The organism is Mucilaginibacter pocheonensis (assembly GCF_031456535.1).
Taxonomy (GTDB): Bacteria; Bacteroidota; Bacteroidia; order Sphingobacteriales; family Sphingobacteriaceae; genus Mucilaginibacter; species Mucilaginibacter pocheonensis.
This window is the reverse complement of record NZ_JAVDUU010000002.1, coordinates 609,892-625,417: the sequence shown is the minus strand read 5'-3', so window position 1 is coordinate 625,417 and position 15,526 is coordinate 609,892. Positions and strand designations below refer to the sequence as shown.

Genomic DNA, 15,526 nt, shown 5'->3' with positions numbered 1-15,526 from the left:
CATTCCCCCTATATTTCCTTTACATCTGTAGCGTTTATCCAGCCTTCATTGCCGTTGGGCAGCCTTATCTTTATCCAGTCGTTATTATGCTCCAGGATTTCAATTTTCGCACCATCGTGCAGTACAAAAAGGTTCTTTGAAGCATTTGCAGGTTCGCTTTTGATGGTTACCGATCCACTGAAAACAATAGCCTCGCGATGGCTTTCAAAGTAGTCGGCCTGCCGCCCGGCTACAAAAATGAAAGCAAGCCCCAAAAATAACACCACCAGAGCTGTATAAAATGATGCCTTTTTTACACTTACCGAACCGGCAAACCGGTACAATATAAAAATACCGGAGGCTGCTAAAATAAACAGCACGCTCAATATAGCCAGTGTGTTCAAGGAAAGTCCTAAAATAAACGCATGCCACCATTTGGTGATAAAAAATTCGGGGGCCTCGTCAAACTTATCGGTGGTTTTTGAATTGGCCAGCTGCAGGTTAACACGAATATCTTCATCGCCGGGCGAAAGTTTATGCGCCTTTTCATAATACAGCAAGGCAGACGCTATATCGCCGGTTTTATAATAAGCGTTCCCCAGGTTAAAATAAACCGCCACCGACTGGTAACCGCCGTCAACCACTTTTTGGTATGATGCTATCGCCTCCTTGTATTGGGCTTTGGCATATTCGCTGTTCCCTTTTTTAAACAGAGCCATGGCAGCATCATCGCATAAAGCAATAAATGGCCATGCCACCAAAAGCAGCAATAAACACAGTATGTGCCTTATCCTGTTATATTTCATTTTCAATGTCATTGATCATGTTTTTTGCTTTGTCAAATACCTGCTGTGCCGATATACCCGATACAGGCGCGAAACGCGCCATATCGCACAAGTCAAGCGTCTCCAGCAGCGAGTTGATCAGCCCTTCATCAAGCGAACGGGCCTTCAGTTCGGCCGCAATCTTTTCACGGTTCAGATCGGCAGCCGCGATATTCAGCTTATCGCTTAAATAGCCATATAAGCCTTTAAACACATTTTCATAAAACAACCTGGAATTATTGGCCGATAGCTGGGCCTGCGCGCTGGCCAGGTGTTTGGCGGCTATTTTGCCCGCTTTACGGCTCTTTACCTTAACTATGTCGCTATTGTTCTTTTCGTCCCATTTACCATAGGCCAATGCCGCTAAAAACAAAAGCGGGCCGGCAGCAAGCAGGCTGTAATATAAACCCGACCCATAAAAGCCCTCACCTTCTTTGGTGATATTGGCATCAGTTTTAATATATCGAATATCTTTATTCAGCAATTTAACATCCTGCTTATCAGCGGGCGAAAAAGCGGTAACATTGTTTTCAGACAAGCCCTTGTTTACCTTAACCGGGAAGCCCCTACCAGTAAGGGTTACATATTTGCCGGTTGAGGGGTCGAAGTAGGAGAACTTAACCGGGTCAATGGTAAAATTCCCTTCATGCCTTGGGATCAGCAAGTAAGTATAGGTGCGGCTGCCCGATGACCCTTTTTCGCTTTCGGCAATAGAATCAACCGTTTTGGGGTCATACTTTTCAAAATCGGCCGGGAACGCAGGATTGATTGGTTTAAGGAGTTTAAGACTGCCTGTGCCCGAAATTTTAATTTTATAGTTGAGCGGCTCATTGGCTTTAAGCTCCTTCTTATCTAATGAAGTACTGATAGCGAACCTGCCCACCGCTCCGCCAAAACTATCGGGCTTGCCTGCCTGCGGCAGAGGGTTAACATGCACCACTACCGGGGCGCTCTTGATTTTATATTTTACGTCATTGTAAGAATCAAAAAACTGCCCGAACATGTCATCGTCGCTCGCGGCAGTTTCCCTCACCACAAAAAACATCGACATTGGATCAATGGTAATATCGCCGGCGTGCTCGGGAAACAAAATACTTTGCTTCATATCGGCCACATTATATTTTACACCCTTATAAACCTCGGTTCGCCATTTTACGTTCTGGTCGGGGTTTTTAATATCCTGGCTGTAAAAACCATTCAGATCAGGCAGCTTCTCCGGTTCGCTTCCAACGAGGGCCACCCGGGTATAAAGCCGGTAAGTAAGGGTGATCTGCTCGCCCAGGTAAACCCGGCTTTTATCAACCACAGCCTTAATGAACAGCGATTTGGATATATCAGTACCCGGTTTGTGCATCGTAACACGGCTATCAGGGGCATTTTGAGTTACTGCAGGGTTATTATTTTGAGAAGCGGCTCCCTTAACCACCTTCATTTTAATGGGATTGGTGCTCAGCTGTTTGCCATTTACAACAATGGTGGCGGGGCCAATGGTATAAGTACCCTCTTTAGCCGCAACCAACACATAGCTATACGCCATACTTGAGGAGGCATTCCCGTTTACGACCATCATACTGGTTGACACGTTTGGGCCCGACACTACAATAAAGTTGTTGAATGATGGTGGCGTAAAGCGGTCGCCGTTGCCGTTTACGGTAAAAGTAATTTCAAACTGCTCAGTTGTACCTACTTCTGTTTTACTAACCGAGGCTGTGAACCTGATATCGGCAGCAAACAGCAGGTTTACCTGGAGCAGCAATAACAACAATATGCAATATATTTTTTTCATTATTTAACGTAATAACGCTTACCAGTCTTTAGTGATATGCACTTTAGCGCCTTTTAACTTTTTGTTTTTCAGCTTATCCTGTGTTTGCTTTTCATCATTGTTCAGGGCTTCCAGCATGCGTTCGGCATCTTCTTTTGATACATTGTTGGGTTGCTGGCCATTTTGCTGATCGTTTTTATCCTGGTCTTTCTTATCCTGATCGTTTTTGTCCTTGTTCTGGTCCTTCTTATCCTTATCGTCGTTCTTTTTATCCTGATCCTTCTTATCCTTGTCCTTATTTTTATCGTTCTTATTATTCTTGTTATTCTTATTCTGGTTCTTTTTGTCCTGCTGCTGTTTTTTCAGTTTTTCCTGCGCATAGGCCAGGTTATACCGTGTTTCCTCATCCTGCGGATTGTTGATCAGCGATTTCTTATACGCGGCAATACTTTCTTCCAGTTTCTTTGACTCAAGCAGGGAGTTACCCAGGTTATGATATGCTTTCGCCAAAACATCTTTATTATTTGGCGACGCGGCTATTTTGTTAAACTGCTCGCCGGCCTCGGCATACTTCTTTTGTTTGTACAGGGCATCGCCGAGGTTAAAATTGCCTTCAATTGTTTTGTCCTTTTTACCAACCGACAGCCGGTAGTTTTTTTCGGCATCTTTATAGTTTTGCTGCTGGTACAAGTCGTTACCTTTTTTAATATATTTTTTTTCCTGCTGGGCAAAAAGGAACGAAGCCTGCAGCACTAATAATACAAGTATGATAAATTGCTTCATGGCTTTTTTACTTCAAATAACTTTAACCCGCTCAACCGCATATTTTTACGGTTCGAGATAAAAAACTCTATCACCAGCAGCACAAAGGCAATGCCCAGGAAAAACTGAAAACGGTCCTCAAAATCTTTGTATGATTTACTGTCGTACATTTTACGCTGTACTTTGGCTATCTGATCCATCACTATACTTAAGCCGCTGTTAGAGTTATTGGCCCTTACATAAACGCCGCTGCCGGCCGCCGCTATATCCCTGCACATATCCTCATTAAGCTTACTTACAACCGGTTTGCCCAGGCTATCGGTATGAAAACCAGCGGGCTGGCCATCCCTGTAAATTGGTATAGGCGCCCCGTTGGCAGAGCCCACGCCCAGTACATTTATAATTACACCCTTGCTTTTTGCCTGTGTAGCAGCTTCAACCGCGTTATCTTCATGGTTTTCGCCATCGGTTATAATGATCATGGCCTTACCTGTTCCGTTCTTAAAATCAAATGATCGCATGCCCAGGTCAATTGCCGCGCCTATAGCAGTGCCCTGGGTAGGCACCATGCTGGTGTTAATGGTATTTAAAAACAGCTTGGCGGCAGAATAATCTGTGGTGATAGGCAACTGTACATAGGCCTGCCCTGCAAAAACTATAATGCCTATGCGGTCATCATGCATCTTGTCAATAAGCTGGGCAATGGCCTGTTTGGCATTCTCAAGCCGGTTTGGAGCAAGGTCCTGCGCAAGCATACTGTTTGATACATCGAGCAGGATCATCAAATCGGCGCCTTTGCGTTTTACCTCTTCTGTTTTTGAACCCAGCTGTGGATCGGCCATGCCTACTATTAAGCAGGCATACGCCACCAAAAAAAAGATGAATTTAAGCCAGGGCCTTGAAAAGGAAACCTGGGGCATCATTAGTTTCACCACATTTTTATCACCCAATGAGGCAATAGCTTTCTTTTTCCAGCGGCTTATCACAAAAAACAGCAGGAGGAACACCGGGATCGCCCAAAGTCCCCATAAAATATCTATATGTGCAAAACGTAGCATTCTTTAATTAATTTTTTTACTCAAAACCTGAGCTATTCAGCATATATGTCCACGCGTCATTGCGAGGTACGAAGCAATCTCTACGCAGGCAGGTGCACCAGCGGGTTTAAACATTTCTGTCGGCTCTGTATAGTATAGAGATTGCTTCGTACCTCGCAATGACGCGTTTGCGTTTGGTTTAAACAATATTTTGCTTTGTAATTCACCATGCCGTTAAGTTAAAGCCCCTTTGAACAGGGTGTTTTTTAATAAAAATTCAAGCGATAACAATATCAGCGCTATAATAGCCCAGGGTAAAAACATCTCTGTTTTTTTATGATACTGGGTTACGTCAATCTTAGCTTTTTCCAGTTTGTCAATCTGGACGTAAATCTGTTTCAGCGTTTCATTGTCCGTGGCCCTGAAATATTTACCCCCGGTAATACGGGCAATTTTTGACAGGGTACCCTCGTCAATATCAACCTTCATACGCTGATACTGTACGCCAAAGGGCGTTTGAACAGGGTACGGCGCGTAACCGTTGGTGCCCAAACCCACCGTATAAACCCTTACGCCAAATTGCTTGGCAATTTCTGCAGCGGTAATAGGTGGTATGGAGCCCGAATTGTTTGAACCATCTGTAAGCAATATCACAACCTTGCTCTTTGCATCGCTTGTTCTTAAACGGTTCACGGCGGTTGCCAGACCCATGCCAATGGCGGTACCGTCCTGTATCATTCCGTTCTTTATATCGGCATACAGGTTTACCAGCACATCGTGATCAATAGTAAGGGGGCATTGCGTAAAGCTTTCGCCGCTGAATATCACCAGGCCAATACGGTCATTCGGGCGGTTCTGTATAAAATTAATGGCGATGTTTTTGCCCGCCTCCAGCCGGTTGGGTTTAAAATCCTCGGCCAGCATGCTGCCCGAGATATCTGAAGCGATCATGATATCAATACCTTCGGTAGTACTGTCTTGCCAGCTTAATGACGATTGCGGCCTGGCCAGCGCCACTATTAAAGCGGCCATGGCTAATGACCGTAATACAATACCCACGTGCCTGAACCGTGCCACATTGCTTTTTCTTATCACCGTAAACCCCCTGAGCGTGGGTACGCTCAGGTTACCCTGCAACTGGCGCTGTTTCCATATATACCAGCCTACCATTAACGGTATGATGATCAATAACCAGAAAAATGCAGGATGGGCAAACTCTATTCCCTTAAACCAGCTCATTTCTTATCCTCTTCCTTTATTACGGGTGTTTGAATTACCTGTTTGGTGTTGTTTACAAACGCCACCGCGTTATCCAGACTTTGCTCATTTTCATGCGGCAGGGGCTTTTCCTTTGCAAATTTCACCAAATCGGCCAGTACCAGCAGCTGGCGCAGTATATTCCGGTTGGCATCGGTAATATCCATATGCCTCAGGCTGGCAAATATCTCGTCAGAGGTTTGCTCCTGAGCCTGTATGGCATAACGGCTTTCCAGGTACTCGCGCACCACATCGCTTAGTTCAGTATGGTATTGTTTGGTTTGTTCCTGCTGCCAAAGTTTTTTATCGCGCAGTTCTGCCAGTTTCTGCAAAGCGGTAACATGGGGCGGTATAACCGGTTGTGGCGCCTCAACAACAACTTCTTTCTTTGGTCTTTTCCTGATGTAGTAAATAATACCTGCAATGATCAGTATTGCGGCCAGGCCGGCAACCACCCATACCCAGTTATCGCGCAGCCAGTCCATAAAAGTATAGGAAATAGCAAGCGGCTGCTTAATGTCATAAGCGGCTTTGGTGGTATCAACTGCAACGGTGGTCACCTGTAAGGTTAAGGGCTGTGTTTTAACATCGCCCCCGGGCGCATGGAACGCGTACGCCGGGATGGTATAGTTCCCGCTGTCAAACGCGGTAATAGTATAATTATGACGGATGGTTTCCAGGCTTACATCATCTTTATCAAATGTAGTATCAACTTTAACGCTTACTATTTGAATTTTACCAATACTATCGGCCAATGCGGGAAAATCAACTTTATCCTTAGCGTGAAAGCGTGCTATAAAGTGCAGCTGGGTTTGCTCGCCTATTTTTATGGCAACGCGGTCAAGCTTAGCCTCTGCTTGAACGCCCTGCGCACGGCTTTGATAAGAGAACCCGGTAAGCAGCACGGTAAATGTAAGCGCGTATTTAAAAAACAGTTTTATCATCTTTTGCCTTCCCGCTTTTTAAACAATGTCATTAATGGTTTTACGTAAGATTCATGTGTGCCAACGCTGGTAAAATCAACGCCTGACCTGCGGAAGGTTTCCCTTAAACGGTCGTTCCTTTTCAAGGCCTCGGCCTTAAAGGCATTGCGCACGGCAGCATCGGCGGTGTTAACCCATAGCAGTTGGCCGGTTTCTTCATCTTTCATCGGGATCAAACCCAAATCGGGGAACTCCTCTTCATGCTTATCATACAGCCTTAAGGCGATGATGTCATGCTTTTTATTGGCGATCTTTAGCTCGTCGTCAAAAGCCGGGCTTATAAAATCGGAGATAACAAAAGCCGTGCATTTTTTCTTGATCACCCGTGTAAAATATTTAAACGCCTCGGCAACGTTAGTACCTTTACTTTCGGGCTTAAAATCAATCAGCTCCCTGATGATCATCAGGATATGTGTGCGGCCCTTTTTTGGCGGGATGAATTTTTCTATTTTATCGCTAAAAAAGATCACACCCACCTTATCGTTATTTTGGATGGCCGAAAATGCCAGTACGGCACAAAGCTCCGTTGCCAGGTCCTGTTTTTGCTGGTTTTGGGTTCCAAAGTTTTCTGAGCCGCTCACATCCATCAGCAACATTACGGTAAGTTCGCGCTCCTCATCAAACACCTTAACATAGGGATGGTTAAAACGGGCGGTTACGTTCCAGTCAATAGTTCGTATCTCATCGCCCATCTGGTATTCACGCACCTCGCTAAAAGCCATACCGCGGCCCTTAAAAGCCGAGTGGTACTCGCCCGAGAATAAGTGGTTACTTAAGCCCCGGGTTTTGATCTCGATCTTTCTTACTTTTTTTAGCAGTTCTTTGGTATCCTTAGCCATAAGCCTCACCTAATCCTCTCCAAAGGAGAGCACTTTTGATTTGATAATTTTTAGTCTTTTCTTTTTACACCCTCTCCTTTGGAGAGGGCCGGGGTGAGGCTACGGCACCTCAACCGCGTTCAGTATACCGGTAATGATATTTTCGCTGGTGATGTTCTCGGCCTCGGCTTCGTAGCTCAAACCTATACGATGGCGTAATACATCATGGCATATAGCGCGCACGTCCTCAGGGATCACGTAGCCCCTGTGCTTGATAAAGGCATAAGCTTTGGCCGCCAGTGCCAGGTTGATACTTGCCCTTGGCGATGCCCCAAAAGTGATCAGGTTTTTATAATGCGCCAGCTTAAACTGCTCAGGGAAACGGGTGGCAAAAACAATGTCAACAATATATTGCTCAATTTTTTCGTCCATATACACTTCCCTTACAATTTTACGGGCGCGTACAATTTCTTCCGGCTTGATAATAGCAGTAGGTTTTGGCATCCCGCCAGGCAATATATTAGCGCGTATAATTCTTTTTTCTTCTTCCTTATCGGGGTAGCCAATAACCACTTTGAGCATAAAACGGTCAACCTGCGCCTCAGGCAATGGATAAGTACCTTCCTGCTCAATAGGGTTTTGTGTGGCCAGTACCAGGAACGGGTTTGGCAGCGGGAAAGTGTTATCGCCAATGGTAACCTGACGTTCCTGCATTGATTCCAGCAGCGCGCTCTGCACTTTGGCCGGAGCACGGTTTATTTCATCGGCTAGGATAAAGTTGGAAAACAACGGGCCTTTGCGTACTATAAACTCTTCCTTTTTTTGATTGTAGATCATGGTACCCAGCAAATCGGCAGGTAAAAGATCGGGAGTGAACTGGATACGGCTGTAATCGGCCTGTATGGCTTTTGCCAGCGTATTAATGGCCAGCGTTTTTGCCAGCCCCGGCACACCCTCTAAAAGGATATGGCCATCTGCCAGCAAACCGATCAGCAAACGCTCCACCATATACTTTTGCCCGATGATCACTTTATCCATCTCCATCTTAAGCAAATCAATAAAGGCACTCTCTTTTTGTATCATTTCATTCAGCGCCCTGATATCGGTTGAATACGATAAGTTACCCGGCACTGAGCCTGATAAAACATTTTCGGTATTACTCTTTAATTCTTCCATGCAATCTTTTTTATTCGGTAGGCAAACTTAAACACCCTAACATTTTTTTGCCACAAAAAACGCCTGTTTAATTGTTAAATAATGTTAAATTCTCACTTTTGGAGATAAATATATATGTTAAACGGTGTATTAAAGCTTAATTCTGACTTAAATTTTAAAACTAAACGCATATAGCTTGGCGATCAATATATTGTGCATCACATTATCTTAAGGGATGTGATTTATATGCTATATTTATACTGCATATTAACCCCTTGCTTATGTATAAAAAACAGTACCGGTATGTATTGCTGATAGCAGCGGCAATTATATGCACTTCGTTTAGCGTAAGCGCTCAAAACACCTTTAAAACCATAGCGCTCCCTCCTGCTATCAACAATGTATATGAAGAATTTTCGGGTATGACCATGTATGACAACCGGCTTTATCTTATACCGCAGTATGGCGATCACAAAAAGATCAAACTTGACGGCGATTTCTTCATATACTCAATACTTGCTGATAGCATTGGTCGGGTTATAGACGGTAAAGACGCAGCCTTATCCATTTACAGAAGTATCACCGTTAAAAATCTGGATAAACTTCCCGACTCTGTAAAAACCTATTATGAAGGTTTTGAGGCAATTACCATTGTAAATAATACCGTATTCTTATCCATAGAAACCGATGATACTTATAACTATTGCTTTTTACTGAAAGGTAAGTTGAATGCCAGTAAAAATGAAATAATAATTGACCCTGATGTTAAAACACTTAAAAGACCGCTTCATATTGAAAATGCCGGCTTTGAAAGTGTAACCTGGGTACCAAAAGAAAAAAAGTTACTGGCTTATTACGAATTTAACGCAAACCCTGAGGGAGGCAGTGGGTATTTAATAGATACTTCTTTTAAAATGCCTCCTGAACAGATAAAAACGCCATTTTTATATTTCAGGATCACAGATATTGCCGCTGCCAGTGATGATAAAATTTATGGTATCAATTACTTTTGGAACGGCGACTATAATGCCTACCTCAATAACGATATAATAAAAAACCAGGAAGAAAAAATAAAAAAAGCCATCCCGGATCTGCAAGACAGCCTAACCCGTAACGCCGACTATTTAAAAGCAAAAACAACCAGCTATGCCCGTATTGTAACGCTCAATAACCGCAATGATACAAGCTGGAAACAGGTTACGTCGGCCTTTCCGGCACCAAAAAACAATTGGGAGGGCATAACACTTTACCGTAAAGGCGCTTTGATCATTACAGATGCCAATAGGAGTTACAGGCAATTAAGCACGTTTGGCTATATTGCTTTTTAAGTAGATATAAGCGGGATTAAATCCTGGTTCAATGCTTATCCCCCAATCCAAATTCTTTATAGGTATTTGGCATACTGTCGGCATTGCTGAAAGCAAAGGTGAAGGTTGCGCCCCAGCTTTCAAAATCAGCATTTTTATCGGTCGATGCTTCAACATGTACCGAACTGATCATATAAATGCCCTCACGGCTTAGTTTAAAATAAACCTGGCCCTGGGCATCGGTACTTAACTTTTGCGGAAACACGTTGCCGTTTATGGTTTTAACATATACAATAACTACAGCATCCTTCAACTCTTTCCCTTTAAACAAAACCTGGGCCGTTACATCATCGCCATAACTGCTTTTGTAGGGATTTTGCTGTATAACTATCTCATAATCTTCGCCCAAAGGTTTGTCAAAGTCCTTGCCGTTGGCCTTATCAACAGCGATCAGGGTTTTTAAATAACGATTTGATTTTTCAACAAAATACTGCTGATTGCTATTCTTCGCGTCTTCAGCTATTTTATCCAACCCCTCGTTATCCAGGTATTTTAAGAATTTGTTCCTTTCAGATTCTATACTTTCACTTTTTACCAGTTCAATTAAAGCCAGGCCACTGTTTTCAAGCTGATAGTTAAGCACATTGGCTGATGTATCTTTTGAACCACTCAGATCTGTTCTTTTTGACCCTTCATACAACATGAATTTCGAGATCTTTTTAGGTTCATACTTATATTCCGCATCTTTTTGAAATTCATTACCGCTTAAAAGATGCAGGTTAAGCTTATCCCCCTTTTTCATATAAAAGCTTTGAGGAAGCAAAAAATAATCCTGCGAACTGGCGGCAAAACCAATGATCAATAATAGCGCGAACAATAAAAAACCGATTCGTTTCATAGTTTTTAGATAGGATCATCAAACATACAAAGTTTTAAAAACTTCAGTAGTTTTACAGTATGATTTTTGACCGTAAAGACCTGAATAACGAAAATTTAACATTTTTTTACAAAAAATTGCTATTGCCGCGACTGGTTGAGGAGAAAATGTTGATCCTTTTACGACAAGGGCGTATTGGCAAATGGTTTTCAGGAATAGGGCAGGAAGCCATTGCGGTTGGCAGTACGCTGGCCATGCAAAACGATGAGTACATTTTGCCAATGCACCGTAACCTCGGCGTTTTTACCACCAGAGATATTCCGCTTGCCAGATTGATGGCGCAGTGGCAGGGCAAGCCGTCGGGCTTTACCAAAGGGCGCGATCGCTCTTTTCATTTCGGGACACAGGAACATAGGATCATCGGTATGATATCACACCTTGGGCCGCAGCTGGCCCTGGCCGATGGTATTGCCCTGGCTGATGTTCTATCGCAGCAAAAAAAATCGACACTGGTATTTACAGGTGAGGGCGCTACCAGTGAAGGCGATTTCCACGAGGCCCTTAACATTGCCTCGGTTTGGAACCTGCCCGTAATATTTTTAATTGAGAATAATGGCTACGGCCTTTCAACCCCGGTTAATGAGCAGTACAATTGCCTTAAGCTTGTGGATAAGGCCATAGGCTACGGCATTGAGGGCCGCCGCATTGATGGCAACAACATACTGGAGGTTTACCATACTATCAAAGACATTAACCAAAGCATCCGTGAAAATCCGCGACCGGTTTTATTGGAATGCATGACCTTCAGGATGCGTGGCCATGAGGAAGCATCGGGCACCAAATATGTTCCGCAAAATTTATTTGAATGGTGGGCCGGAAAAGATCCGGTGTTAAACTTTGAACAATACTTACTAAGTGAGGGTGTGCTGCTGCCCGAATGGATCCCTGTCATCAAAAAAGAGATGACCACACTTATCGAATCTGAATTTGAAAAGGTGTATAACGAACCCGATATTTTGCCTGATATGGCAACCGAGGTAAGGGATATGTATCACCCCTACCAATTCCCCGCGGAAAACCCTCCCGCAACGCCGGCAACCAATAAACGTTATATTGATGCCATAAGCGACGGATTACGGCAGGGTATGCGTAAGTACGCCAACCTGGTGATCATGGGCCAGGATATTGCCGAATATGGCGGCGCGTTTAAAATAACCCAGGGGTTTGTTGACGAATTTGGCAAAGAGCGGGTACGGAACACGCCTATTTGTGAGTCGGGCGTTGTTGGGGCCGGCATGGGCCTGGCATTAAACGGGTACAAAGCCATAGTTGAAATGCAGTTTGCCGACTTTGTTACCTGTGGTTTTAACCAGATCATTAATAACCTGGCCAAAACGCATTACCGCTGGGCCCAGGCCGTTGATATGGTGATCCGTATGCCAACCGGCGCAGGCACGGGTGCCGGGCCTTTTCACTCGCAAAGTAATGAGGCCTGGTTTACCAAAACCCCAGGGCTTAAAGTTGTTTATCCGGCGTTCCCGGCTGACGCCAAAGGTTTGCTGCTGGCCGCTATTGATGATCCAAACCCGGTAATTTACTTTGAGCACAAATATCTTTACCGCAGCATCAGCGGCGAAGTACCCGATAATGACTGCCTGATAAAGATTGGCAAAGCTAATATTGTAAAACAGGGCAGTCGGGCAAGCATCATCACCTTTGGACTTGGCGTGCACTGGGCTTTGGAGTATGCTGATAAACATCCGGAATATTCAATCGAGATCATTGATCTGCGCAGCCTGTTGCCGTGGGACAAGCAAGCGGTTGAAGAAACTGTAAAGAAAAACGGCAGGGCGCTGGTTTTACACGAAGACACACTAACCAGCGGCTTCGGCGCCGAAATAGCGGCCCACATTGCCGAACATTGTTTTAAATACTTGGATGCCCCCGTTATGCGCTGCGGCAGCCTGGATACGGCAATCCCTATGAACAAAGCCCTGGAAGACCAGTTTTTGGCAAAGGCAAGGCTGGAGGAAACGATGGATAAGCTGCTTGCTTATTGAGTTTTGAGTAAATATTAATCATGCCAAATTTGTTTCGGCATCCCACTTACAAAGGTAAAGCACACAGGATAACTGTCCTGCGAGATCCTGAAACAAGTTCAGCATGACACACTTTTTATTTCTTAATTCTTGTCACGCCTTACTTCCATTTAAAACTCTTGATCATCACGGCTACATCCTTTTTTATAAAATTGAGTACGGGCTGGATGGAGTCAAGACGCGGCTCGGTGTTAAAATAAAGCGCACCGCGTAAATAGTTCCTGGTGCTATCGGTTAAAAAGAATTGCGCTGATGACGCGGCATTGCCATCAATAGTATAATAAATACCGTAAACCTTACGGTCGGTATAGCTAATCACACCTTCATCTATCGATGTTGCCTTTACCGTATGTTTAAAAGCGAAGGTGCGGGCATCTTCTACCAGTTCATTAAAAACTTTTTTTGACGTTACCGGCTGATAGCTCAAATGCAGCGTAGCTCCAAACTGCGGAAACTGCATATTTACCCAGCATGGTTTTGCGCCCTTGGTTTTATCGGGTTCAATAAAAGCATATTTAGGATAGCTAAAAGTATAAGGGCAACCGGCGTTATAATCCTGGTATTCCTTTTTTGGAAAAGCAATGCGATAATAGCCCCGGGGCTTGGGCGAATAATCATGATTACCCCCGCAAGCCGTAAAAAGCATCAGCGTTATAACCAATAACCCTATATATTTCATAGGCGGTTATCTTTTGCGTTCCATATCTCCCATGATCTTTCGGCCTGCAAAATGAGCATCTCATAACCGTTCTTGGTAACCGCGCCCTGTTCGCGTCCTTTTTTTAAAAACAAGGTTTCTTCGGGGTTGTAAATAAGGTCGTACAGCAAATGGTCGTCGGTTATAGCTTCATAGGGTATGGGCGGGCATTCGTCAATTTTAGGCGATGTGCCAACCGGCGTAGTATTAATGATGATCTTATGCTGTTTGATGTGGTGCGGTTTAAGATCAGTAAATAAAATATGATCAGGATGGGGTTTGCGGGTAACCGTTTTATAGGTGATGCCCATGTTTTCCAGTACGCATTTAACAGCCTTTGCAGCGCCGCCATCGCCCAGCACCAGGGCTTCGTCATTAGTGTCCCTGATCAACGGCCTTATCGACATCTCAAAACCATAAAGATCGGTGTTATACCCTTCCAGCCGGAAATCATGGCCCTGTACACCTACCTCGCCTGTAAAAGCGGCCTGCAGGGGGCTTTCGGCTATTACGCAAATACAGTTTACCGCACCGGCGGTGCGGGCATCATGCTCTATCCAGTCAAGGTAAGGCAGCACCGCTACTTTATGCGGGATAGTTACATTTAACCCCACAATATGCGGATTTACATCCAGCAGGTCCTGCAGGTCTTTAATGTGTTCAAGCGGGTATATATCATAAACAGCGTCTGTAATATTTTCGTTTTTGAATTTCTCGGTGAAATACTTCTTTGAAAAAGAGTGTGAAAGCGGATAGCCTATAAGCCCATATTGTTTCATGTGGTAATATTAATAACAATTCATAAGTAATGGAAAACTTTAAGTGCCATTATTACTTTCAATTAAAAAAATGACAACGGGTTTTAAATATTGTAAAATAATGTTTCCGGGTTTATCCTGCAGCGTTACCCATAAATCTGCCGGCAAGCTCACGTACCGAGCAGCCTGAAATAAAAAAAGCCTTCAGAAATTAATCCAAAGACTCTTCAACTTATAGTAAGATCAGTCAGTTATAAATTCAAAAAATGATCGAAAGTGTCGCTCCGGATCCCCAGGCGCAGTGTTTCGAGTGGTATAATATCAGCAGGGGCAATATTGCCCAAGCTTACATTGGCGCCTATCAGTTTTATGAACCAAACCTGCTGCGCCTTTTGCGGGGCCTCCCATATAATGGTTCCTTCGGGTATTTGTGTCAGTATTTCATCAACCAGGCCCTGTCTTACCTCGCCAGAATCACGATAGATCCCTACGTTGCCGCTTTCGCGCGCTTCGGCTATCACCTTCCATGAGCCCGCTTCAATTTCGGCATTCATCAGTTTGATCCATTTGTAAGGGGCAAATATCTTTTGCACATCCTTTGAGCCCACTTCTGATATTACGGTTACCTGTTTGGCCAGTTTAGTGATATAGTCGCACTTGATATCATGCTCAATGGTGATAGACCCATCAGATACTTCGCAATGCTCCAGTTTGTATTTATCCAGCAAACGGCGGTAATCATCAAACTGGTTACGTACAATAAAAGCCTCAAACAAGGTGCCGCCAAAATATACCGGTATACCAGCCTGCTGATATAAATTTATTTTTTCGCTCAGGTTTGGCGTAACATATGATGTAGCCCAGCCTAATTTAACAATGTCTGTATACGGCCCGCCAATCTCAATAAAATCTTCTACCTGCCTTAAACTTAGCCCTTTATCCATCACCATGGTAATGCCTTTATCACGGGGTTTTAATGTGCGTTCGGGGAGATCATTGATCATATAATTCATATAGATGCTTGGTTATAGCCTATAACTAAAAGTTCTAATGGCGCAAATGTCGGAAAAAAAACTGATATCAGTTATGCTAATTTCAAATGTACAGATGTATAAACGATGAAGTTTTTGTAAAAATTCTGATAGCGGTCACAAATAGGGGAGAAACTTACATTATACTAAAATGTGCAGCTGATGATCAAGTAAACA

The 15,526-nt window shown here is 43.9% G+C and carries 14 protein-coding genes; 2 read left to right on the top strand and 12 right to left on the bottom strand.

The window, feature by feature from the left end; translation table 11 throughout:
- Positions 1-8: 8 nt before the first annotated feature.
- The 8 genes from J2W55_RS09620 to J2W55_RS09585 all read right to left on the bottom strand — a co-directional run bounded on the left by J2W55_RS09620 (position 9) and on the right by J2W55_RS09585 (position 8,601).
- Positions 9-797, bottom strand: a complete 789-nt coding sequence (locus J2W55_RS09620; protein WP_310094860.1) for a tetratricopeptide repeat protein — start codon at positions 795-797, stop codon at positions 9-11.
- Complete coding sequence (locus tag J2W55_RS09615) at positions 775-2,589, bottom strand: BatD family protein (protein ID WP_310094859.1); 1,815 nt, start codon at positions 2,587-2,589, stop codon at positions 775-777. Before J2W55_RS09615 ends, J2W55_RS09620 begins: the two co-directional genes overlap by 23 nt.
- Before the next feature lie 18 nt (positions 2,590-2,607).
- The gene (locus J2W55_RS09610) at positions 2,608-3,351 is read right to left on the bottom strand and encodes a tetratricopeptide repeat protein (protein ID WP_310094858.1); all 744 of its coding nucleotides are present in this window, start codon (positions 3,349-3,351) and stop codon (positions 2,608-2,610) included.
- On the bottom strand, positions 3,348-4,388 hold the full coding sequence (locus tag J2W55_RS09605; protein ID WP_310094857.1) for a vWA domain-containing protein: 1,041 nt from the start codon (positions 4,386-4,388) through the stop codon (positions 3,348-3,350). The genes J2W55_RS09610 and J2W55_RS09605 overlap by 4 nt, the downstream gene beginning before the upstream one ends.
- Positions 4,389-4,601: 213 nt before the next feature.
- Entirely contained in the window at positions 4,602-5,606 is a 1,005-nt protein-coding gene (locus J2W55_RS09600) for a vWA domain-containing protein (RefSeq protein ID WP_310094856.1), read from the bottom strand.
- Positions 5,603-6,568 (bottom strand): BatD family protein, encoded by a 966-nt coding sequence (locus tag J2W55_RS09595; protein ID WP_310094855.1) that lies wholly within the window; start codon positions 6,566-6,568, stop codon positions 5,603-5,605. Before J2W55_RS09595 ends, J2W55_RS09600 begins: the two co-directional genes overlap by 4 nt.
- Positions 6,565-7,446: a DUF58 domain-containing protein gene (locus J2W55_RS09590; RefSeq protein ID WP_310094854.1), complete on the bottom strand. Its 882-nt coding sequence runs from the start codon at positions 7,444-7,446 to the stop codon at positions 6,565-6,567. The genes J2W55_RS09595 and J2W55_RS09590 overlap by 4 nt, the downstream gene beginning before the upstream one ends.
- Before the next feature lie 99 nt (positions 7,447-7,545).
- Positions 7,546-8,601: an AAA family ATPase gene (locus tag J2W55_RS09585; protein WP_310094852.1), complete on the bottom strand. Its 1,056-nt coding sequence runs from the start codon at positions 8,599-8,601 to the stop codon at positions 7,546-7,548.
- Between the two features lie 260 nt (positions 8,602-8,861).
- On the opposite strand from J2W55_RS09585, the gene J2W55_RS09580 reads away from it, so the two are divergent.
- Positions 8,862-9,908 (top strand): YjiK family protein, encoded by a 1,047-nt coding sequence (locus J2W55_RS09580; protein WP_310094850.1) that lies wholly within the window; start codon positions 8,862-8,864, stop codon positions 9,906-9,908.
- A gap of 28 nt (positions 9,909-9,936) precedes the next feature.
- Here the strand turns inward: J2W55_RS09580 and J2W55_RS09575 are convergent, their stop codons facing one another.
- Entirely contained in the window at positions 9,937-10,785 is an 849-nt protein-coding gene (locus J2W55_RS09575; RefSeq protein WP_310094847.1) for a DUF4198 domain-containing protein, read from the bottom strand.
- Positions 10,786-10,844: 59 nt separating this feature from the next.
- On the opposite strand from J2W55_RS09575, the gene J2W55_RS09570 reads away from it, so the two are divergent.
- Positions 10,845-12,824 carry an alpha-ketoacid dehydrogenase subunit alpha/beta gene (locus J2W55_RS09570; protein WP_310094846.1) on the top strand — a complete coding sequence of 660 codons (1,980 nt, stop codon included), beginning with the start codon at positions 10,845-10,847 and terminating at the stop codon, positions 12,822-12,824.
- Between the two features lie 139 nt (positions 12,825-12,963).
- On the opposite strand, the gene gldD is transcribed toward J2W55_RS09570, so the two are convergent.
- The 3 genes from gldD to J2W55_RS09555 all read right to left on the bottom strand — a co-directional run bounded on the left by gldD (position 12,964) and on the right by J2W55_RS09555 (position 15,331).
- Positions 12,964-13,542: a gliding motility lipoprotein GldD gene (gene gldD / locus J2W55_RS09565; protein WP_310094844.1), complete on the bottom strand. Its 579-nt coding sequence runs from the start codon at positions 13,540-13,542 to the stop codon at positions 12,964-12,966.
- Entirely contained in the window at positions 13,539-14,339 is an 801-nt protein-coding gene (locus tag J2W55_RS09560; protein WP_310094843.1) for a shikimate dehydrogenase family protein, read from the bottom strand. The genes gldD and J2W55_RS09560 overlap by 4 nt, the downstream gene beginning before the upstream one ends.
- A gap of 230 nt (positions 14,340-14,569) precedes the next feature.
- Entirely contained in the window at positions 14,570-15,331 is a 762-nt protein-coding gene (locus tag J2W55_RS09555) for a phosphosulfolactate synthase (protein ID WP_310094841.1), read from the bottom strand.
- Positions 15,332-15,526: the final 195 nt, after the last annotated feature.